This is a genomic window from Parendozoicomonas sp. Alg238-R29, assembly GCF_947331445.1.
Taxonomy (GTDB): Bacteria; Pseudomonadota; Gammaproteobacteria; order Pseudomonadales; family Endozoicomonadaceae; genus Sansalvadorimonas.
Genome location: NZ_CAMZOG010000009.1, coordinates 69,404 through 90,667, shown reverse-complemented (window position 1 = coordinate 90,667; position 21,264 = coordinate 69,404). Strand labels below are relative to the sequence as shown.

The 21,264-nt window shown below is 48.0% G+C and carries 18 protein-coding genes and 1 pseudogene; 11 read left to right on the top strand and 8 right to left on the bottom strand.

What is annotated here, in order from left to right; translation table 11 throughout:
• Positions 1-711 (top strand): transposase (locus QMA35_RS04120; protein WP_281645792.1); only part of this gene is annotated, 711 nt, incomplete at its 5' end.
• A gap of 111 nt (positions 712-822) precedes the next feature.
• Here the strand turns inward: QMA35_RS04120 and QMA35_RS04115 are convergent.
• From QMA35_RS04115 to QMA35_RS04100, 4 genes and pseudogenes are all read right to left on the bottom strand, one after another.
• Positions 823-948: pseudogene (locus QMA35_RS04115) on the bottom strand (prepilin-type N-terminal cleavage/methylation domain-containing protein); the annotation flags it as partial.
• A gap of 82 nt (positions 949-1,030) precedes the next feature.
• Positions 1,031-2,017: a hydrolase gene (locus QMA35_RS04110; RefSeq protein WP_281645864.1), complete on the bottom strand. Its 987-nt coding sequence runs from the start codon at positions 2,015-2,017 to the stop codon at positions 1,031-1,033.
• 37 nt (positions 2,018-2,054) lie between these two features.
• Positions 2,055-2,663, bottom strand: coding sequence for a 16S rRNA (guanine(966)-N(2))-methyltransferase RsmD (gene rsmD / locus QMA35_RS04105; RefSeq protein ID WP_281645863.1), 609 nt, complete (start codon positions 2,661-2,663; stop codon positions 2,055-2,057).
• A 45-nt stretch (positions 2,664-2,708) separates the two neighbouring features.
• Positions 2,709-3,980: a cation:proton antiporter gene (locus QMA35_RS04100; RefSeq protein WP_281645862.1), complete on the bottom strand. Its 1,272-nt coding sequence runs from the start codon at positions 3,978-3,980 to the stop codon at positions 2,709-2,711.
• Positions 3,981-4,162: 182 nt separating this feature from the next.
• On the opposite strand from QMA35_RS04100, the gene ftsY reads away from it, so the two are divergent.
• From ftsY to QMA35_RS04070, 6 genes are all read left to right on the top strand, one after another.
• Positions 4,163-5,419: a signal recognition particle-docking protein FtsY gene (ftsY, locus tag QMA35_RS04095; RefSeq protein ID WP_281645861.1), complete on the top strand. Its 1,257-nt coding sequence runs from the start codon at positions 4,163-4,165 to the stop codon at positions 5,417-5,419.
• Between the two features lie 63 nt (positions 5,420-5,482).
• Positions 5,483-6,169, top strand: coding sequence for a cell division ATP-binding protein FtsE (gene ftsE, locus QMA35_RS04090; RefSeq protein ID WP_281645860.1), 687 nt, complete (start codon positions 5,483-5,485; stop codon positions 6,167-6,169).
• Positions 6,166-7,269, top strand: coding sequence for a permease-like cell division protein FtsX (gene ftsX / locus QMA35_RS04085; RefSeq protein WP_281645859.1), 1,104 nt, complete (start codon positions 6,166-6,168; stop codon positions 7,267-7,269). The genes ftsE and ftsX overlap by 4 nt, the downstream gene beginning before the upstream one ends.
• A gap of 132 nt (positions 7,270-7,401) precedes the next feature.
• A complete protein-coding gene (locus QMA35_RS04080; RefSeq protein WP_281645858.1) occupies positions 7,402-8,973 on the top strand; it encodes a hypothetical protein in 1,572 nt (523 codons plus the stop codon).
• 309 nt (positions 8,974-9,282) lie between these two features.
• A complete protein-coding gene (gene rpoH, locus QMA35_RS04075) occupies positions 9,283-10,140 on the top strand; it encodes an RNA polymerase sigma factor RpoH (protein ID WP_281645857.1) in 858 nt (285 codons plus the stop codon).
• Between the two features lie 147 nt (positions 10,141-10,287).
• Positions 10,288-11,772: a carboxypeptidase M32 gene (locus QMA35_RS04070; RefSeq protein WP_281645856.1), complete on the top strand. Its 1,485-nt coding sequence runs from the start codon at positions 10,288-10,290 to the stop codon at positions 11,770-11,772.
• 60 nt (positions 11,773-11,832) lie between these two features.
• Here QMA35_RS04070 and QMA35_RS04065 read toward each other — a convergent pair whose 3' ends face one another.
• Complete coding sequence (locus QMA35_RS04065; protein ID WP_281645855.1) at positions 11,833-12,408, bottom strand: YceI family protein; 576 nt, start codon at positions 12,406-12,408, stop codon at positions 11,833-11,835.
• 54 nt (positions 12,409-12,462) lie between these two features.
• On the bottom strand, positions 12,463-13,008 hold the full coding sequence (locus tag QMA35_RS04060) for a cytochrome b (protein ID WP_281645854.1): 546 nt from the start codon (positions 13,006-13,008) through the stop codon (positions 12,463-12,465).
• 146 nt (positions 13,009-13,154) lie between these two features.
• Here QMA35_RS04060 and QMA35_RS04055 point away from each other — a divergent pair, with 146 nt between their 5' ends.
• On the top strand, positions 13,155-14,033 hold the full coding sequence (locus tag QMA35_RS04055; protein WP_281645853.1) for a LysR family transcriptional regulator: 879 nt from the start codon (positions 13,155-13,157) through the stop codon (positions 14,031-14,033).
• Between the two features lie 10 nt (positions 14,034-14,043).
• Here the strand turns inward: QMA35_RS04055 and rep are convergent, their stop codons facing one another.
• Positions 14,044-16,056 carry a DNA helicase Rep gene (gene rep, locus QMA35_RS04050; protein WP_281645852.1) on the bottom strand — a complete coding sequence of 671 codons (2,013 nt, stop codon included), beginning with the start codon at positions 16,054-16,056 and terminating at the stop codon, positions 14,044-14,046.
• Positions 16,057-16,196: 140 nt separating this feature from the next.
• Between rep and QMA35_RS04045 the strand changes: the two genes are divergently transcribed.
• On the top strand, positions 16,197-17,558 hold the full coding sequence (locus QMA35_RS04045) for an MFS transporter (RefSeq protein WP_281645851.1): 1,362 nt from the start codon (positions 16,197-16,199) through the stop codon (positions 17,556-17,558).
• 16 nt (positions 17,559-17,574) lie between these two features.
• Here the strand turns inward: QMA35_RS04045 and ppx are convergent, their stop codons facing one another.
• Positions 17,575-19,080: an exopolyphosphatase gene (gene ppx / locus QMA35_RS04040; protein WP_281645850.1), complete on the bottom strand. Its 1,506-nt coding sequence runs from the start codon at positions 19,078-19,080 to the stop codon at positions 17,575-17,577.
• Positions 19,081-19,275: 195 nt separating this feature from the next.
• Here ppx and trxA point away from each other — a divergent pair, with 195 nt between their 5' ends.
• Both trxA and rho read left to right on the top strand, forming a co-directional pair.
• On the top strand, positions 19,276-19,599 hold the full coding sequence (gene trxA, locus QMA35_RS04035; RefSeq protein ID WP_281645849.1) for a thioredoxin TrxA: 324 nt from the start codon (positions 19,276-19,278) through the stop codon (positions 19,597-19,599).
• Positions 19,600-19,944: 345 nt separating this feature from the next.
• Entirely contained in the window at positions 19,945-21,204 is a 1,260-nt protein-coding gene (rho, locus tag QMA35_RS04030; RefSeq protein ID WP_281645848.1) for a transcription termination factor Rho, read from the top strand.
• Positions 21,205-21,264 lie beyond the last annotated feature (60 nt).

Here is a 21,264-nt window from a genome sequence, read left to right as displayed (position 1 = left end):
CCCGGCAAAGCGCCAAAGCCACCGGAACCAGGTGCAGGGGACAAAGACCAGGTCAACCTGACAGACGACGAATCTCGTATTATGCCCACTGCCGGTGGTGCATTCGAACAAGCCTACAATGCCCAGGCGTCTGTAGACATCGGGAGTGGTCTGATCGTGACACGTCATGTGACTCAGGCACCGAATGACAAAAAAGAAGTTGAGCCAACACTCAGACAGTTACGCATACTGGCCCCCGTGCTTGGAAAAGCTGAGGGGTTACTGGCCGACACGGGCTACTTCAGCGAGGCTAATGTCTGCGCTGTGGATAAAGAAGAACTGACACCCTACATTGCTATAAAACGGGATGAGCACAACCCGCCCCCCTTGCAGCGTTTCCAGCCGGACCCGCCAGTCCCGGATGATGACGCCAGCGCTTTGGAGTGGATGCGCTGGCGCTTGCAGACACAAGAAGGGCGAGCCATCTACAGCCGACGAAAATGCACGATAGAGCCCACCTTCGGAATACAGAAGGAGGCAATGGGATATCGGCGATTCCTGGTGCGGGGACTGGAAGTGGTCTCGAAAGAGTGGGATCTGGTCTGCCTGACATTCAACCTGCGCCGAATGTTCAACCTGAAGCAAGTCGATGATAAAAAATGGCTGGCTCTGGTGCTTTATTGGCTTGTAGTCAGCCACTGTCTCATGAGGTTACGCTGGCGTTCTGTTTGAGTAAGTGACCTCTGAAGGCAGATATGAGCTCTGTAGGCCGATATGATCAAAAAGGACTCAAATGGACGGGCCAGTCCGACAGGCTGCTAGGTGGGGAATAAGTTCACCGCCCACAATGGAACGAGTTGTGTAGGTTTGATAGGCGGGCACAGCAATGGCTGCAATAATTCCAATGATTGCTACCACAATCATAAGTTCTATAAGTGTAAAAGCGCTCTGACTGCTCCGTCTTTCCATGACGACCCTTTCCCCAAACAATCAAAATTGGTTTCAGGAAAAGATTAGATAAATCTTTGTTCTTCATTGTGGCTTTTTAGAGCTATGTGAAACCTTGTTCTACCAGAAAAGCCGGAATACGCTGTTCTAACCAGTAAACTGGTTTCAAACCACTATGGCTGATAAATCCAACATGCCCTCCGCCCTGAGTGAGTTCCATTTGCGTGCTCGGGCTCAGTTCAGATTTATCTGGAATGGAGTCAGGGAACAGGAAGGGGTCATCGTGAGCGTGAAGAATCAGGGTCTGGGTCTTGATTTGACTAAGATGATTTCTGGCACTGCAGCGCTCATAGTAATCCTCTACGCCGCTGAAACCGTGGAGCGGAGCTGTTACCTGATCGTCGTACTCATGGAATGTTTTCAGGTTGTTCAGGTTTCCAAGGGTATTCAGGATTTGCAGTCGATCATGCCAGCCCTGCTTCTGAAAATGAGCCTTTTTAACTTCTATATAATCCACCATGTCTTTCAGGAATCTATCCCTGTAGACGCGAGATAAGCCCTCATTGATCCGTAAAGAACACTGCCCGAGCTCAAAAGGTACAGAAACAGCAACAGCTGCCGCAAGATGGGACATCTCACCCTCTTCAGCAAGATACTTCAGCAGCACGCTGCTCCCAAGGGAATAACCAACAGCCATAAATGTTCTTTCAGGGAATCGTTCTCGTAATGCAGTAATAACAAGTTTCAGATCGCTGCTGATTCCGGAGTGGTAGCCCGCTGGCAGATTATTGGGTTCGCCTCCGCAGCCGCGAAAGTTCATTGCTACGCTGGGCATACCCAAAGCTGCAAGTGAATCTTGCAATCCCACAATATATTTTGACTGAGAGCAGCCAGTAAGACCGTGAAGCAGGATAGTTAGAGGTTTGGAGTCGTCATGGCCAAACCAGTCCAGATTGATAAAGTCATCATCAGGTAGCAGCAGTTTTTCCCGTTTACGTTCAGGAACGTTCTGCTTGCGAAACAGTGAAGACCAAATTGTCTGCATATGGCCGTGGGGCAGCCACAATGCGGGGGAGAAACTGGTCTTCATCGTACTGTTTACCTCGGTTTTTATTTTTGTGTGAAAGTCAGGACATTCGGTAGAGGCGGCAGGCAACCTGGCCTGCGGTTTTCTCTTTCCATAGTTGCCAATGATCCGGCACACCAAGCTGTCCGAGGCTGATCTCAGACTCGATATAAACCAGGCCATTCTCTGACAAATATCCATTATCGTTCAGTAAGCGGCAAACTGGTGCGACAAAGCCTTTGTTAAATGGCGGATCAAGAAAAACCAAATCATAAGGTACAGCTAGTTTTTGATTGAGCCACAGGGAGGCATCGGTGTGAATAACTTCAGCATTTTTGCAGTTTAAGGTATTCAGGTTTTCCTGCAGCATTCTTGCAGCTGTTGGGGAATACTCAAGAAATGTCGTGTGTTCAGCGCCGCGGGATAACGCTTCAAGACCCAAAGCGCCAGTTCCTGAAAAGGCATCAAGACAACGAGCTCCGCCAACCCAGCCAGTCAGCCAGTTATAGAGAGTTTCACGAATTCTGTCTGGTGTGGGGCGTAACCCTTCAACTGCTGCTATCGGCAGCTGTCGACTGCGCCACTCTCCACCAATAATGCGCAGTTTTCCTGCACCACTATGATTGTTGGTTGGCTTCCGTGAGTTTTGAGGTTTTCGATGTCGGGACATGCCGTAATCTGGATTCTTAAATGCAAACAGCCATTTTACCCGGTTTTAGTTGGTTTTGTTGTTTGAGAGTAATCGTTTTAAAAGTGGTTTCATGGTCGTTCCCTGAACAAGCAAGGTCCAGAGGATTACAGCCAGTGTCATATTGAATACCATGGTTCTCTGTGGAAAGTCTGGCCCAAGTGCCAGTATCAAAGCCATAGGGACGGCTCCCCGTAACCCTCCCCAGAACATAATGAATTTGTCGCTTTGATCTATGCGTTGCTCCATTTGAGCAAAGAAGTTATACCCGGGGAGTATCAGATAAATAACTGCTAAACGTGCCAGCAGAACAACTAAAATCGCAATAAGCAGCCAGTGCAGTGAAAGAATGACCTTGGGTTTCAATAGCAATTCTTCCTGCAACCCTAATAAAAGAAAAACATAACTATTTGCTAAAAATGTGGCGTAAGACCACCACCTCTGAGCAGCCATAAGTACCTTGTTACCCAGGCGGGTTCTGGCGTAATAACCGGTGACCAGCCCTGCGGCTACGCAGGCCATAACACCAGATAGTTCCAGATAATGATCTGCCAGAATAAAACTCCCCCAGGCTGCAACATTGGAGAGAGTAATCTGAACCATGCGGTCATCGGTCTGCAAACTGGCCAGCATAGATATCAATAATCCGATAATGGCACCGACGATTGCCCCACCCAGAAATATTCTCAGGAAATCCCAGATTGCCGAAATAATTGTGGAGTCGTTAATCACCGGAGCCACAACCAAACCTAGCATCACCTGAAACAGTACGATGGCAGTGGCATCATTAAACAGGCTTTCGCCATCCATCAGTAACGACAGCCGTTCAGGCGCATCCACTTCCCTGAATAAAGCGATGACAGCAACGGGATCTGTGGCAGAAATTAAAGCTCCAAACACCAGTGCCGGAAGCAGAGTGAGTGGAGTCAGCCAGCTCACCAGATAACCAACGATAAATGTTGATATCAGTAGGCCAGCAACTGCCAGTAATAAGATTGGAGCGAGATTCCTGCGCAGCAGGCGCGCATCCATAGCCAGACTGGCTTCATAAACCAGTGGCGGAAGCAGCACATAAAGTATCAGATCATGGCTAAGAGTGACCTGGCTGCGGATAGCGTTAGCGCTTTGGCTACCAAGAGGTTCGAAGTAATCAGTAGTCAGGCCGGTAATCAGACCGGCTATAACCAGGCCAACCGTATAAGGGAAGTGGCAACGCTGTAACGCCATCATAATAATGACTGCCAACAGAAGCATGACGCTCAATGTCAGCATCGGTTGGGCAAGATGAATTTGTCCCATGATGAGTCTGTGGAGATACTGAAGATGAAAGTGCACAGATTAGTACAAGCTTTTGACTAGTGGCGTTTGATTAGTGGCTTCAGATGTTGTTCTCTATGCCGGGATGGAACGTATAGTGTTAGTATTACCTGATACTTAGACCTGTATTGACCTGATGCAGAATTCCGGAATTAGCGAATACGATGTTTGGTTCCAAAAAAGACGATAAAACCAGTGGTGCAAAGCGCCGTTTCTGGCCCTTTGGTCGGAAAGAAGAAGCTGCATCTGAACAGCCTGTAGAAGAGGTTGCAGAGAATACAGCCCCTCAAACTCCTGCAGAACAACCAGCTGCCGCTGAAACTGTATCTCAAGTACGGCAGCCTTCTGATCTTGAGCCTGTAGAGCCAGCTGCTGAGCCAACTCCTGTAGAGCCAGTGGCTGTTAAGCCTGCTCTTGGGGAACAAAAACCTGAGCCTGTAGTCCCTGCACAAGCTTCCCAGCCCGAGCATGAAGAAGAGCTTGAGGAAGAACAGGGCGGCTTCTTCTCCCGGATGAAGTCCGGTCTTTCCAAAACTCGTGCATCTCTGGTTGATGGCGTTACCACGCTGTTTATTGGTAAGAAAGAAATTGATGATGAGCTGCTGGAAGATCTTGAAACACAGCTGCTTGTATCCGATGTGGGTATTGATGCGACTCGCCAGATTATTGATGGACTGACCCAGCGAGTTGCCTATAAAGAGTTGGATGATGCCGATGCATTGGTTGACGCACTGAAAGCTGAACTCTCAAAGATTTTAAAGCCTGCTCACAAACCTCTGGTGATTGATGCGAGCAAGAAGCCTTTCGTGATTCTTGTGGTTGGGGTGAATGGCGTGGGTAAGACCACCACCATCGGCAAGATGGCCCGCCAGTTCCAGAGTGAAGGCCACAAGGTGATGCTGGCTGCTGGTGATACTTTCCGTGCAGCAGCGGTAGAACAGCTGCAAGTGTGGGGTGAGCGCAATGATATTCCTGTCATTGCCCAGCATACAGGTGCCGACAGTGCCTCCGTCCTTTACGATGCCTTTGAGGCAGCCAAGGCTCGTCAGGCTGATATTCTGATCGCTGATACAGCAGGTCGTTTGCACAACAAAGACAACCTGATGGAAGAGCTGAAAAAGGTGAAGCGGGTTCTGGGTAAAATTGACCCTGAAGCGCCCCATGAGATTCTTTTGGTTGTTGATGCCGGTACCGGCCAGAATGCCCTCAGTCAGGCCAAGCTCTTTGATGAAGCTGTTGGCTTAACTGGTATGGCCCTGACCAAGCTGGATGGCACAGCAAAAGGTGGCGTGACCTTTGCCCTTTCTCAGCAAATGCAACTACCTATTCGATTTCTTGGTGTGGGTGAGCAGATTGCTGATCTTCGCCCGTTTAATGCAGATGAGTTTGTCGATGCTCTGTTCGCAGATATCAATGTATAAAACAGCCACTCATTAGGATAGCTGGCAAGGCCGAGGCTGTGCTGAGAGGTAAGGGACTGCCCGATGATTGTTTTTGACAGTGTGAGTAAACGTTTTCCTAACGGACATATCGGGCTTGATAATATCAATCTGCACCTGGAACGTGGGGAAATGGCTTTTCTGACCGGACACTCCGGCGCAGGAAAGAGCACACTGTTGAAGCTGATCATGCTGATGGAGCGCCCAAGCAGTGGCCATATACAGGTAGGTGGGCATCGTCTTGCTCGCCTGCGCAGAGCACAGATTCCGGCATTGAGACGTAATATCGGTGTTGTGTTTCAGGATCATCAGTTGTTATTCGACCGTTCAGTTTTCGACAATGTTGCCATTCCTTTGCTGGTGGCTGGATTTGATGAAGATGATGTCGGCAAACGTGTTCGTGCATCTCTTGATATGGTCGGCCTTCTTGATAAAGAGAAATTGAATCCTCTTTCTCTTTCCGGCGGTGAGCGTCAGCGTGTAGGTATCGCCCGAGCTGTTGTTAACCGCCCGGCGGTTTTGCTGGCGGATGAGCCAACCGGTAACCTCGACCCTGACCTTTCTGCTGATATCATGCAGCGCTTTCACAATTTCCACCAGGCTGGAATGACTATCCTGATCGCTACTCACGATCTCGATCTTGTTCGCCGCATGGGTCATAGGGTTATTACTCTCGAAAAAGGCCGTCTGATTTCTGAGGGGCAGCTGGTCTCTGAAGGTGATGCTGTATGAGCCGCAGAGATGATAACCGTGGTTCTGATAAACCACCCCGCAAAGCAGCTGTAACAACATGGCGGAAAACGCCTCCCAGCCAATCTGTACCTGAAAGTAAAAAGAAACCACCTCAAAAGAAAACACCTGGAAGGAAAACGGCTTCCAGAGGGAAAGCTCAAAAAGGTCACACAAGTTCAGCTCTTGGTCATTGGAAGATTCTTATTGCTTTGCATCGCAAGGTCGCAAGAGATGCTTTGTCTCGCATTTTAGAAACACCTTTAGCCAGTCTGGTGACTGTTCTTGTTCTGGGTGTGGCTATGTCGCTTCCTGCTGCATTGTCCATGACTTTGGATAATCTCCGTGATGTCGCTGGCAGCAGTCAGGTAACTTCGGTACGAGTTTCGTTATATCTGGCAAGCAGAATTACTGACGATCAAGCTTCCCGTATGCGGGAAGATCTTGCTAGCGATCAGGCTATTAAACGTGTGATTTATATTTCACCGTCACAGGGATTGGCCGAGTTCGAAAAGTATTCCGGCTTGGGAGAAGCGCTCCGCCTGCTGGACAACAACCCTCTTCCAGGGGTGTTGGAAGTTGAGCCTAAAGACTCATCTCCCCTGGCTGTGAGCAATTTGAAAAACCGTCTGATTCGGATGGGTGGTGTTGATGAAGTTCGGGTTGACAGTGACTGGTTAAAACGCCTGAACGCCATGCTCACATTGGGAGATCGTATTCTTACCGGTGTTTCTATCCTGATTTTCCTAGCTGTGCTGCTTGCGGTAGGCAACACCATTCGTTTACTTGTGGTGAACAGAAAAGATGAGATTCGGGTGGTCAAACTCGTTGGCGGTTCTGATGGGTTTGTTATCTTGCCCTTTCTCTACAGTGGTTTTTGGTATGGCCTGCTTGGTGGTTTGCTCGCTTCTGTTATGGCATCTGCGTTGTGGTTTGCAGTGTCTGGCCCTGCGCAGGAACTGGCGAGCTTGTATCAATCTTCTTTCCGCCCCAGTTTTCCCGGCCTGGAGATATGTCTGACACTGATGTTGACTGGTATGGTTATGGGCGTTCTTGGAGCCTTCTTATCCAGCTGGCGACAGTTGCGACATATTGATCCCTGACCAAACGCTTTAAACACTTAGACGCTTACAAAAAAACGCACAATATCTTCAGTCGTTTTTTGAACCAGTGCTTTAATTGGTGGTCTTTGAAACATCTTGATTTGATGCTTGGATGTTGCCGTGGTCACCATTATGAAAACTCGATGTCATTTTCCAGAGCTTGATAAGGTTCTTTTTCTCCTCTGTATTGTCTGTGCTCTTGGCTTTGCTTCTGTGCAGGGAAGTGAAGGTCTGCTCATGCCCGATAAGCTTGTTGAGGAAGAGGAAAATATGTCTGGCGGGCGGATCATTAAGATGAAGCCGCATGTACCAATAAGCCATGCTTCAGGGGACTCTGAAACACAACAAGATTCCTGGTCGGATCGGACAGGGCAGCTTTTTCATTACATCTCTGATAGCAGTTATTGGGCCTATAGTGGGCTGAACGATTATTACGAATACTACCGCTGGGGTGATAACCCTTATGGCAAGCGTCCTGATAAAACAATAACGTCTAACGACCTCAGTGAGGTTGACACTCTGATTTGCTATGTAGGCAGGAATTCAACAATTCTCAAAAACCTTTATAAGGATGAAGAGAACCTGATATTTCTTGGTAATAGACTTTCTGACTGGGATTCCAGCAAAACGCTGGTGCGGGTTACAGACACAGAAATGGCTCGATTAGGCTTGGAAACACTGCAGAGTGCACGATCTTCAGAGCAAAGCGATGATTCCTTTCATCAGGTTAATGAAAGTGTCAGACAAAACGCAGGTGCCAGTTTGCACAACCGTTCCTGGTGCTTTGCAACTACAGATGCGGGCTCTGCAAAAGGCTTGGTTAATATCCTGAAAGACCATGGACTGTTCGATCAGGGGCACGGAACAACATGGATTACAGCAGGGGATAATCACGTTATACATAGCGGCACCGGCCGTGTTATTGCTTATGCCCCAGTACCCGGCAATCCGTTGGAAGATCATCGTGAAGCCGGAAAATTAGTGCTCGAGTTGGAACAGGCTTATATCAGAGAAATCTTTCTTGTTGATGCGAATGGAGGTGTTCTTGGTGTTGCCCCTGCTTCTCTGCAGAGTTATGTGGAAAAGAGAACGGGCAATGTTCACCTCATGAATCTGGACCAGTTGTTAGCGGGTTACCATAGCCAACTCTATGACTTGACCACGAGTATGTCTGGTAAAGCAGCAGGCATTGGCGCTATGACAGCTGCGTTCGCAATGGGGGGCTGGATTACCAGCGCGGGCTATATCGGGTGTGCTGCATTTGGTGGAGCACTGGGCGCGGCGGCAACGCCTTTCGCTTCATACCTTCTGGACAAAGACGTGTATGAAGCTACAAGTGCATTCTGGATTCCGTTTGTGACACTGGAAAACCTGACAGTACGCTCCTTACGCATTTTGTCGACTCTTACTCAGTGGGGGGCAGATGGTATGGAGGCAGTCGGTCAAAGAGTGACGACTGCAACGGGTTACCCAGTATTTTCTATGCTCAGTGCTGCAGCTGTTGTTGGAGCATATAAAGGGCTTCCCTTTATGAATGCCGTGACCGGTGGTATTGCTGGTAAGGTTGTCGTAGGAACTGGCGTGACGCTGGGTGTTGGAGCTGTCGTTGGTGTGGGGGCTGTGTATTTCCTTATGTCCACCGATACACCTGGTGTAAGTACGGTGAGCAAAGCCTGGGAATACATGAATAGCGGTAACAAGTAATCAGAAAACTGTAGGGGCGTTCTCAATTAGGCAATGCCCTTCGGGTGAGCCAGGAAACCGTCCTTCGTGGCGTCAGGCTTGCCTAATGTAGAGTAACTACAATTTTCACAGCCTTTCTAACGCCTGGCGGCTTTCAGCGCCACTGAGGCGCATGCTTAATTGAGAACGCCCCCCTAAACTACATATAGTGATAGCGAAATATATAGTGATAGCGAAATAAAAATCTATTTCTCGGAACTTTTCGTACTATTCAATGTCTAGAGAAATTGATGATAAACTACAAACCGATTTCAATAACGGAGACCTTTAATGGGAACCAGCCTGCGACCGGTTGATATGCTGACCCCCGGCCAAAATCTTGAGGCCTATATTCATGCTGTCAGCAGCATCGCTGTGTTGTCTGTCGAACAGGAAAAAGCGCTTGCTGACCGCCTTTACTATGACAATGATCTCGAAGCTGCACGCCAGATGGTTATGTCTCATCTGCGTTTTGTCGTGCATATTGCCAAGAGTTATGCTGGCTACGGATTGCCACAGGCCGATCTGATCCAGGAAGGTAACGTTGGACTCATGAAAGCTGTACGCCGTTTTAATCCTGAAATGGGCGTACGTCTGGTGTCTTTTGCCGTGCACTGGATTAAAGCTGAAATTCACGAATTTATTCTGCGCAACTGGCGGATCGTAAAAGTTGCGACCACCAAGTCCCAGCGCAAACTGTTTTTTAACCTGCGTTCCAGCAAAAAGCGTCTGGCTTGGTTAAACAGAGAAGAAACTGCAGCGGTAGCCAAAGATCTTGGCGTTGACGAAGCTGTTGTTCAGGAAATGGAAAGCCGAATGGCTGGGCAGGATACCGCGTTTGATGGCTACGCCGATGATGACGATGATTCCAGTTATCAGGCGCCTGCCCATTATTTGGAAGACCGGGCTGCAGATCCTTCCACTCTACTGGAAAATGCCGATTGGGATCAGGATGCAACATCCCGTCTGCAATCCGCTCTGGCTGGGTTGGACGAGCGTAGTCAGGATATTCTGAAAAGCCGCTGGTTGAACGAAGAAGGCAAGGCAACTCTTCATGAGTTGGCTGCCAAATACAATGTTTCCGCTGAGCGTATTCGCCAGCTGGAAAAGAATGCTTTGAAAAAGCTGAAAGGCGTTCTTGTGGCTTAACTCGCTTTGTTTAAATATCAAAAGGGTTGCTGAGGCAGCCCTTTTTTTGTGTCTGTTTAAAAATCTAAAGACTGCTATGTCGTCTCCGAATAATCAGACTTATCATTGTTTAATACACTTTTTTATCCCAGTTATGGAAGCTGCCTTATGAGCGCATTTGAAAAACTAAAAGCTCACTCGAAAAAGATTTCTCACTTCAAACATTTGGGAGCAATTTGCGGCTGGGATCAGGCAGCAGTCATGCCCAGTGGTGGCAATCAGGCTCGCTCAGAAGCTATGGCTGAGTTATCGGTACATGTACATGGTTTGCAAACCCAGCCACAACTCGTGGAATGGTTTGAGCAGGCAGAGCAGGAATCGTTGACCACTGATGATAAGGCCACGCTACGAGAGCTTAAGCGCCAATGGCAGTTAGCAAACTTGTTGCCGGAAAAGCTGGTTCAGGCTAAATCTCTGGCTGGTTCCAAATGTGAACACGCATGGCGTACCCAGCGCGGAGAGAATGACTGGCAAGGGTTTGAGAAAAACTGGGTAGAGGTGGTCAAGCTCTCTCGGGAAGAGGCGCAGATTATGGCTGAGGCTACTGGGCTCACGCCTTACGACGCGATGCTGGATACCTTTGAACCCGGTACTAGCACAGAGTCTCTGGATACATTATTCAACAGCGTAAAGAACTGGTTGCCGGGGCTTATTGATCAGGTACTGGATAAACAATCTTCAGAAAAGTACATTCAACCTGAGGGCACTTTTGAAACCGAGAAACAAAAAGCTCTGGGGCTGGACGTTATGAAGTTGCTCCAGTTCGATTTTAAACATGGACGCCTGGACGAAAGCGTGCACCCATTCTGTGGTGGTGTTCCCTCCGATGTTCGTATCACCACCCGGTATAGTGAGAATGAATTTACCCAGTCGCTGATGGGAATTGTTCACGAAACCGGCCATGCCCGTTATGAGCAGGGATTACCTGAATCTTTGTCTGGGTTGCCTTCCGGTGAAGGTCGTTCAATGGGGATTCATGAATCTCAATCCTTGTTTTTTGAAATGCAGGTTGGCCGCAGTGAAGCTTTCATTGAACATCTGGCTCGATTGGCAGGCAAACACTTCAAGGGCCACGATTCTGCGTTATTTTCCCACGAGAATCTCAGCAAGCTGTATACCCGCGTAGAGAAAGGTTATATCCGTGTTGACGCCGATGAGCTGACGTATCCAGCCCATGTGATTCTACGCTATGAAATTGAGCGTGATTTGATGAACGGGAAAATTAAACACACTGATGTGCCTGAACTGTGGAATGAAAAGATGCAGGCTTACTTGGGATTGTCGACTAAAGATAACTACAAGAACGGTTGCATGCAGGATATTCACTGGACAGATGGTGCATTTGGATACTTCCCTTCCTACACGCTCGGTGCCATGTACGCAGCACAGTATATGGCGGTCATGAAGCAGGTCATTGATGTGGATGGCGCCATTCTCAGTGGCGACTTGTCACCAGTCTTTACCTGGCTTTCAGACAATATCTGGAGCAAGGGTAGTTTGCTGACTACTGATGAATTAGTGAAACAGGCAACAGGTGAAACTCTTAATGCTCAATATTTTAAAGATCATCTGGAAAGCCGCTACCTGAAATAATCTGGGAAAAACCCAAAAGGGCACCTACGGGTGCCCAACACACACAAAAAATAACTGGATTTACTTGCGAATACCTTCAATCAGTAAGTCCAGCTGAACCTCCGTAGAAGCCGGCCCGAGGTTGTAGGTAATACCATAGTCTGCCAGCTTTAAAGTCGTTTGACCTTCAAAACCTGCCCGGTAGCCACCCCATGGGTCATCGCCTTCACCAATCTTTTTAACCGGAAATGTAATCGTTTTGGTTACACCGTGCAGAGTCAGGGTACCTTCCAAGGTTCCGCTCAAGCCGTCTTCGTCTGGGGTGAAGCCGGTGCTGGCAAAGGTGGCTTCGGGAAACTCATCAACATCCAGGAAATCTTCACCGCGCAGGTGTTTATCGCGCTCAGCATGGTTGGAGTCAATGCTGGCTGTTTGAATAGTAACGTTGATCGTGGAATCTTCAGGCTTGTCAGCATTGTAGCTGAAACCGCCTTCAAATGTATTGAAGCGGCCGACCAGCCAACTGTAGCCGAGGTGCTTGATTTTGAACTGTACAAAAGCGTGAGCACCTTCGGTATCAATCACATAGTCTGCCGCGTTTGCGGAAGCGGAAGTCAGGGCGGCAGCAACCAGTGCTGCCTGAAGGAAGTTTTTCATGGTATCCCTTTTGTTTTTTTAGATGTGTCTTATTCAATAGGGAGCGCTGCCTGATCAAACTTGAGGTTTGATCAGGCGACGCAAAGTCCTGTCTTTATTAATAAAGTGATGCTTCAAAGCAGCCAGAAAGTGCAGGCCAACAAACCCCATCAGGGTAAAGGCCAGAATCTCGTGAATATCTCCAATAACTGATTCCTGATTTTCTATTAGTTTTGGCAAAGCCGGTACTTCAAACAGATCAAAAACTGCGATGCTTCGCCCGTCTGCCGTTGAAATCAAGTAACCAGTAATCAACAGGCTGAGAATGGTCAGATACAAAGCCCAGTGCATAGCTTTGGCTGCTAACAGTTCATGTTTCGGGGCTGGCTCTGGCTTCAAACGTGGATTCAGGTTCTTCCAGACAATCATAATGATCCACAAAACCATCAGTAGTATGCCAATGCTTTTATGCAATTGCAGAGAACCTCTGTACCACGGGTCGTAATAGGTCAGATCAACCATATACAGGCCCAAACCAAACATAAACAGAATGGTGGTGGCCTGCAGCCAGTGCATGGTGATTGTGATCCAACCATAAGAATGTTGTGAGTTTTTAAGCACCAGTGGCTCCTTTCTTTGAGGTGTACTTTAAAGAAAACTGTGCATACGAGAAGTCCACGGGAAAGCAAAACAGTTGTGCAAATATGCACAGTGCTATGGGGTTGTTATCATCAACCACCACAAATAAGGCACAGGATTGGAGAGGGATGAATCAAGTCAGTTGGGATGAGTTACGTATTGCCTGGCAGGTTGCTTCGTCCGGCTCGTTAAGCAAGGCTGGCAAGGTTCTGGGTATGAATCATGCGACAGTATTACGACGGGTAAATGCTTTGGAAGAATCTCTGAATGTACGCCTATTTCTCAGGCATCAGCGTGGCTATCAGCTAACTGACGCCGGGCGTTTACTTATCAGTGAAATGCCGGATATTAACCAGCGTATGAGCAGGCTGGAGAATTTACTGGTCAGTACGGAAAATCGGTTAAGCGGCCCCCTTCTGATAACCACCGTTATTGATTATATGCCTCGCATTAATGTAGCTCTCAAAGCGTTCAGGGATATTTATCCGGAAGTACAGCTACAGATTATTGCTACAGACGACATTCTTCCGCTTTCTTCCGGCATGGCACACATCTCTTTGCGTATGGGGTCGCAGCCTGGTGAACTGGATGTGGTTGCTCGCTCTCTTATGGACATTCAGGTAGGTTATTTCGCCTCTTCAGAATACATCTCTCAACATGGCCTTCCCTCTGCCTCCGAAGAATTTAACCAACATTTCTGGGTGATGCCTTCTGGTGGTAAACAACAGATACCTTTTATCAAAGCTATTATTGAACAGCTGGAGCCACAGCAGCTGGCTTATCAGAGCAATAACTTCTTGGATTTGCAGTCAGCCATTGTGGAAGGAATGGGAATTGGGCCAATGCCGGTGGATGCTGCGGAAAAACATCTGAATTTGCGTCAGCTTGAATGTGTGGAAGATTGCGAAGCTGATCCTGTCTGGTTTGCGTATCACCGGGATATGAAAACCAACCGTAAGGTGCAGGCGCTGTACACATTTATGGCACAGCACCTGTCTTCAGAATAAATACTAAGGGTTACAGATCCAGATCGAGACCTTTGAGAATATCGTCCAAAGCTTCCTGGCCCCTGGCATGCATTTGCTCAGGTGTAGATCGTTGTTCCCAACCTTCGTAAACCAGATCTTCCTGTGGTAATTCATCGAGGAAACGGCTGGGAGTCGTGTCCAAATTTTCACCATACTGACGTCGTGTAGCGGCCAGTGTCATAACCAGACGCTTACGGGCGCGAGTAATGCCTACGTAGGTGAGACGACGCTCTTCTTCAATATTATCTTCTTCAATGCTGGTACGGTGAGGAAGCAGCTCTTCCTCCATGCCCACCATAAATACATGGGGATACTCCAAACCTTTTGAGGCGTGCAGAGTTAATAACTGAACCTTGTCGTCATCTTCCTCTTCTTCTTGGCGTTCCATCATGTCACGCAGAATCAAGCGGGTGATGGCATCCTCAAGGGAGGCATCTTCATCGCCACGCTCAATCGTCTGCTGAATAGAGCCTGCCAGGAAGTTGATATTGCCCACACGTTTTTCAGCAGCGGAGTCACTGGAGGTGTTCTGGTAAATCCAGCTTTCGTAATCGCTCTCCGAGATAAGCTGATTAACAGCCTTCATGGGTTCAGACTCGCTGGTTCGGGCCAGGGTGTCCATCCACTTTGTGAAGTGACGAAGCTTTTCTACGTAGCGTTTATCGAGGGTCTCCTCAAGCCCCAGCTCATGGCAGGCTTCGTAGAGACTGACATTACGCTGGCCGGCATAAGTTCCTAGTTTCTCCAGTGTGGCTGCACCAATCTCTCTACGAGGAACGTTAATAATTCGCAGGAAAGCATTGTCATCATCTGGATTAACCAACAGACGAAAGTAAGCCATCATGTCTTTCACTTCGGCGCGGGAGAAGAAAGACTGCCCTCCGTTAATTTTGTAAGGGATCTGATGTTCCTGCAGTTTCATTTCCAGCAGACGGGACTGGAAGTTGCCACGATAGAGCACAGCATAGTCACCCCAGTGGGTATCGTGCTTTAAGCGATGAGTCAGTATTTCAGTGGCCACACGTTCGGCCTCACTGTCTTCATTACGACAGCGCACAACACGAATCTCATCGCCAACACCCATTTCACTCCAAAGTTTCTTTTCGAATACGTGGGGGTTGTTAGCTATCAGTACGTTAGCCGCCTTGAGTATGCGGCTGGTAGAACGATAGTTCTGCTCAAGTTTTACCAGCTTAAGTGCAGGATAATCTTTGCTGAGAAGGTCAAGATTTTCAGGACGGGCACCGCGCCAAGCATAAATTGATTGGTCATCGTCGCCCACCACTGTCAGCATGGCACGATTGCCAACCAGCTGTTTAACCAGCAGATACTGACTGGAATTGGTGTCCTGATACTCATCCACAAGCATGTAGTGAATTTTTTCCTGCCAGCGGGCTAGTACATCAGCATGTTCGCGGAACATCTGCACGGGAAGGAGGATCAGGTCATCGAAGTCTACAGCGTTAAAGGCTTTCAGGGTGCGGGTATAACTCACATAAACCCGTGCAGCGAGCATCTCTTCTTCATTGCGAACCCGGTCAAGAGCCTGTTGGGGAAGAACCAGATCATTTTTCCAGTTGGATATGCAGTGCTGTACAAAATCTACGCTGTCTTCACCATCAGAGAGATGCTTGTGCATTAACTCTGCGATCAGAGCGCGAGCATCCTGCTGGTCGAAAATAGAGAAACCGGGTTTGAATCCAAGGGTTTTGTATTCCTTGCGAATAATATTCATACCCAGGTTGTGAAACGTAGAGACTGTCAGCCCCCGTGATGCCGGCCCTTCAACCAGTTTGCTAACCCGTTCTTTCATTTCCCGGGCAGCTTTGTTGGTAAAGGTTACAGCAACAATATTGCGACCTTTTAAACCGCAATCACGGATCAGATAAGCAATCTTCTGAGTAATAACACTAGTCTTACCACTGCCCGCGCCAGCCAGAACCAGTAGAGGTCCTGAGACGTATTTGACAGCTTCATCCTGGCGCTCATTCAATCGGGCCACGCAGGGGGATCTCCAAACAACAAACTTATGTGAACAGAATCTAATTGTACCGGCTGAGTCTATAAAACAATAACCCTGCATTTCATTCAGTATCTGCTAAGTTTCCCGAGCAATGCATGGATCATCCAGCTTTGCCCTCTATGAAACTATCTTTCAGGCCTGATATACCTGCAGGTTATAACCAGACTCAAGCCAAAGTTTATGCACGCTTGCGTTTGCAGGTACTTTTTAGTGTTTTCTTTTGTTATTCAGCTTATTACCTCGTTAGAAAAGATTTTGTGCTGGTCATGCCAGATCTTGTGTCTGAGGGCTGGAGTAAAAGCGAGCTGGGTACAGTTATGGCAGTTATGACGGTGTCTTACGGGCTCAGTAATTTTGTGATGGGCTTTGTCGCAGACCGCTTTAGTACTCGTTGGTTAATGCCTCTATGTTTACTTGTTTCGGGATTGGTGTCTCTGGCGCTTGCGGGGGCAACATGGTTTTCCTGTCCATTTTTGGTTATTGCACTGTTGATGACGATTAATGGTTGGGTGCAAGGTTTGGGGTGGCCTTCCAGCGCTAAGGTTATTGCTCACTGGTTTCAGCGTGAAGAGCGTGGCCGAGCCACAAGTTTCTGGAATCTGTCGAATAATTTTGGAGCTGGTTTGTTAGGGCCACTGGCTATTTTTGCGCTCGCAGTTTTCACCTTCTGGCAGAGTAAACTGGTGCTGCCGGCTGTCCTTGCAATAGGCAGTGCATTGTTGTGTGTATTCTGGATTCGCGACCGCCCTGAAGATTGTGGGCTTCCTCCTTTACTGGAAAAAGAGAGTGAGGAAAAACTTGGGAGATCCCAGCTTGATACCCATGATTCCGGTGGAGTAAGAGGTTTTGTACAAACCTGCCTGACCATGCCGGATTTGTGGCTTCTGGCACTGCTGAATATGTGCGTGTACTTCATTCGCTATGGCGTGATTGACTGGGTTCCCCTGTATATGACAGAGGCTAGAGGGTTCAGTTTTGAAGTGGCAAGTTGGGCTTTTGCAACATTTGAATTTGCAGCTATTCCCGGAACTTTACTGTGTGGCTATATCTCTGACCGTGTTTTTCACGGGAAAAGGGTGCCGATGAATTTGCTGAATATGTCGTTGGTTCTGCTGGCCTTGCTTGGATACTGGCATTGTAATGCAGATCATTGGTTGCAGCCCGTGTGCATGCTGGCTGTGATTGGTTTTTTGATTTACGGCTGCGTGGTGCTTCTACACGTGCATATTATCGATATTGCTCCCCGACGGTATGTCGCTGCATGTGTTGGATTCTGTGGATTATTTGGATATGTGCTAGGGGCTTCCGGAGCGAACCTGTTGCTGGGAAGGGTTGTTGATTCCTGGGGGTGGGACGGAGCATTCCAGTTGATCACCGCAAATGGTGTTGTGTGTTTGGTATTGCTGTTGATTCTGTGGCTCAGGGATAACAACCGGTTGGGCGCAGAGGCTGTTCCTAGTGAACAACCTCTGGTCGAGTAGCTTATGATTTCAGTTGCTATTGAAATTCCAGCCGGTAACCAGCCCGAATAAAGTACCCTTGCTCTTGCTCAAAATCGGCCGCAGTGAGTTGATGATTGTCCAGCCAACCTTCAGGGAAGGTAATGGTCAGGCTGGTTCCGGAAGCTTTGAAGATATACTCCGGCAGGTGTTTGTCTGAACGACGATGGTTCAGAAGAATCGCAATACGCAGCAAAATGACCAGTTTCAGCAGACGCTGACATTCTTGTCTTGGTAGCTGAAAAAGAGACTGAAGGGGGAGTGAACGACGGTGTCCTCTTACCAACATAGCCAGACTTTGCTGCTGGCGTTTATTAAAACCAAGAAGGTCTGCATTGCGAAGAATATAGGAACCGTGACGATGGAACTGGGTGTGGGATATATCCATCCCGATTTCATGAACCATTGCTGCGCTGAGTGCCAGTTGGCAATCACCATCAGACAGTCCCCAGGTTTGTTTCGCTTCCTGTAATAAATGACCTAGCTGGCGAGATACTCTGTCCGCCTGCGCTGTATCAACATGATAACGTTTCTGGATCGCTTTCAGGGTGCGGTTTCTTACGTCTTCATGGTTATTGCGGCCGATCATGTCGTAGAGGAGACCTTCACGCAGGGCGCCTTCTGAAAACGACATGGAGTTTATTTTCATGCTGTCGAAAATAGCGCAGAGAATCGCCAGTCCGCCGGGGAAAATATTAACCCGCTCAGGTTTCAGGCCCTGGAATGAAATGCGGTCAGTCCGTTTGCAGGCTAGTAGCTCTTTCTTCAGCATCATTAATCCCTCACGGGTAATGCCTTCATGGCCACGCTCAGCAAGAATTGTGTAGACAGATTTGATTGAGCCTGAAGAGCCAATGGCATCCTGCCAGCCTAAATTACGGAAAGACTGTTCAATATTCAGAAGTTCAAGGCGTGCACCGTAGTAGGCTTCATCAAATTGGCGTGCAGTGATTTTGCCATCGGCGAAATATTTTCTGGTCCAGACCACACAACCCATATGCAGGCTTTCCAGAATTTTTGGCTCAAACCGTTCGCCAATTATAAATTCGGTACTGCCACCACCGATATCGGCAACAAAACGGCGCTCAGTGTCATCCGACTGAGTATGAGCCGCTCCTAAATAGATCAGGCGGGCCTCTTCCCGGCCAGCAATAATATCAACTCTGTGACCCAGAACCGCTTCAGCGCGGCGCACAAATTCCTGACTGTTTTGGGCTTTGCGCAATGCATTGGTGCCCACCACACGAATAGATTTTTTCGGCATTGCTGCGCAGTACTGTGCCATTTTCCGCAAGCAGGCCAGCCCACGTTCCATGGCATCTTCTGTCAGGTTATTATTGCTATCTAGACCGGCGGCGAGCTGAACTTTTTCACCCAGGCGTTCAACCGGGCGTAATTCACCATGATCTTCCCGGGCAACAATAAGGTGAAAACTGTTAGAACCCAGATCTATAGCGGCAATCAGGGGGGCGTTATCGGTCTGCTCAGTCGTAGGTCGGCTCATGGCCACTGTCTGTCCTCGAATGCTCATAGGGGTAGCATACCAGAAGGATATGCCGACAGAATATCGGAGTGATAAATAGGTTTAAATCCCCCGAGGGATAAACTCTGTTCGTTATGTAGGGTTTATCCCTATATTCTCCCAATGCTATGATTGCCGCTTTCCAGCTCAAAAATAGCAACGTGAGGAACACATTCCATGAGCGAGATCGTTAACGTCACGGATGCCAGCTTTGAAGACGATGTACTGAAGTCTGATACTCCTGTGCTGGTTGATTATTGGGCCGAATGGTGTGGCCCCTGCAAAATGATCGCGCCAGTGCTCGATGAAATTGCCCGGGACTACTCCGATCGCCTGAAAGTGTGCAAGCTGAATATCGATGATAATGAGGCAACCGCACCTAAATATAATGTACGTGGTATCCCTACGTTGATGCTGTTCAAGAATGGCAGCGTAGAGGCAACCAAGGTCGGTGCATTGTCCAAGTCCCAACTGACAGCGTTTTTAGATAGCAATATCTGATTTTGTCAGCCTGTTAGAAATGCAAGATTTTTCTTGCTTTTCTAACAACTTTCGTACTATTTTGTGAAGACTGATGCTGGACGCTTCAGTGAGGTGGTGATAGATTTACAACAAACCGCCTCACCACCGTAGCTATTTAGCAGTTTTTGATTGAGCTTCGGACATACAAGCTGAAGACTGTTGTGTTTTATCCTCGTGATAAATTCTTTTAAGATTTACAGTTTTTGTGCAGCGGTTAAATTTTCAGGCTAATCTCAATCCAAAGTTATAAAACGAATTCAAGCCTGACGTTCCCAGCGACAGCCACAGAATTTCCCTTTCAGAACGTAACCCACACGGTCAGTTATGCACCTTACCGAGCTTAAGAAAAAGAGTGTTCCGGAGCTCCTCAAAATCGCGGAAGAGATAGGCCTCGACAACCTCGCCCGTTCCCGTAAACAGGATGTAATCTTTTCCATTCTCAAGCGCCACGCCCGTAGCGGTGAAGACATTTACGGCGACGGTGTTCTGGAAATATTGCAGGATGGTTTCGGTTTCCTTCGCTCTTCAGACAGCTCTTATCTTGCCGGCCCTGACGATATTTATGTTTCCCCCAGCCAGATTCGACGATTCAATCTGCGTACGGGCGACAGCATTTCCGGTAAGATTCGCCCACCAAAAGAAGGTGAACGTTATTTTGCCCTTCTTAAAGTCAATGAAATCAATTTCGACCAGCCAGAAAACGCCAGAAGTAAAATTCTCTTTGAAAACTTAACACCGTTATTTCCTCAAAAACGCTTGGTTATGGAAATGGGTAACGGTGCGACAGAAGATTTAACTGGCCGAATCATTGATCTGGTTGCGCCTATTGGTAAAGGCCAGCGTGGATTGATTGTCTCTCCACCAAAAGCTGGTAAAACCCTGATGCTGCAAAACATTGCGGCAAACATTGCTCGTAATAACCCGGAAAGCCATTTGATTGTTCTTCTGATTGACGAACGTCCAGAAGAAGTAACAGAAATGTCCCGTTCTGTTCGCGGTGAAGTTGTTGCGTCAACATTTGATGAACCACCTTCCCGTCACGTACAGGTTGCGGAAATGGTGCTTGAAAAAGCCAAGCGTCTGGTTGAGCACAAAAAAGATGTTGTGATTCTGCTCGACTCCATTACCCGTCTGGCTCGTGCTTACAACACTGTAATCCCATCCTCCGGTAAAGTACTGACTGGTGGTGTTGATGCTCACGCTCTGGAACGTCCTAAGCGTTTCTTTGGTGCTGCCCGTAATATTGAAGAAGGTGGTAGCCTGACTATTCTGGCAACAGCTCTGGTTGATACTGGTTCCAAGATGGACGAAGTTATCTTCGAGGAATTCAAGGGTACAGGTAATATGGAACTGCACCTTGATCGCCGTATTGCTGAGAAGCGTGTATTCCCTGCCATGAATATCAACAAGTCCGGTACTCGTCGTGAAGATTTGTTAACGACCGAAGAAGAACTGCAGCGTATGTGGATTCTTCGTAAGCTTCTTCATCCGATGGATGAGATCGCGGCTGTTGAATTCCTGTTGGATCGTATGAAACATACCAAGACCAATAAAGAATTCTTCCAGGCTATGAAGCGTAAATAATCGCATTTGATTGTTTATTTGAAAGAGCCTTCACATCGATGATGTGAAGGCTTTTTATTT

Coding starts and splice junctions, on each gene's coding strand:
- ftsX (WP_281645859.1), top strand. CDS start 6,166: ATGAGCCGCAGAGATGATAACCGTGGTTCTGATAAACCACCCCGCAAA.
- QMA35_RS04100 (WP_281645862.1), bottom strand. CDS start 3,980: ATGGGACAAATTCATCTTGCCCAACCGATGCTGACATTGAGCGTCATG.
- ppx (WP_281645850.1), bottom strand. CDS start 19,080: ATGAGCCGACCTACGACTGAGCAGACCGATAACGCCCCCCTGATTGCC.
- ftsY (WP_281645861.1), top strand. CDS start 4,163: ATGTTTGGTTCCAAAAAAGACGATAAAACCAGTGGTGCAAAGCGCCGT.
- trxA (WP_281645849.1), top strand. CDS start 19,276: ATGAGCGAGATCGTTAACGTCACGGATGCCAGCTTTGAAGACGATGTA.
- QMA35_RS04045 (WP_281645851.1), top strand. CDS start 16,197: ATGAAACTATCTTTCAGGCCTGATATACCTGCAGGTTATAACCAGACT.
- rsmD (WP_281645863.1), bottom strand. CDS start 2,663: ATGTCCCGACATCGAAAACCTCAAAACTCACGGAAGCCAACCAACAAT.
- QMA35_RS04065 (WP_281645855.1), bottom strand. CDS start 12,408: ATGAAAAACTTCCTTCAGGCAGCACTGGTTGCTGCCGCCCTGACTTCC.
- QMA35_RS04080 (WP_281645858.1), top strand. CDS start 7,402: ATGAAAACTCGATGTCATTTTCCAGAGCTTGATAAGGTTCTTTTTCTC.
- QMA35_RS04070 (WP_281645856.1), top strand. CDS start 10,288: ATGAGCGCATTTGAAAAACTAAAAGCTCACTCGAAAAAGATTTCTCAC.
- QMA35_RS04055 (WP_281645853.1), top strand. CDS start 13,155: ATGAATCAAGTCAGTTGGGATGAGTTACGTATTGCCTGGCAGGTTGCT.
- ftsE (WP_281645860.1), top strand. CDS start 5,483: ATGATTGTTTTTGACAGTGTGAGTAAACGTTTTCCTAACGGACATATC.
- rpoH (WP_281645857.1), top strand. CDS start 9,283: ATGGGAACCAGCCTGCGACCGGTTGATATGCTGACCCCCGGCCAAAAT.
- QMA35_RS04110 (WP_281645864.1), bottom strand. CDS start 2,017: ATGAAGACCAGTTTCTCCCCCGCATTGTGGCTGCCCCACGGCCATATG.
- rho (WP_281645848.1), top strand. CDS start 19,945: ATGCACCTTACCGAGCTTAAGAAAAAGAGTGTTCCGGAGCTCCTCAAA.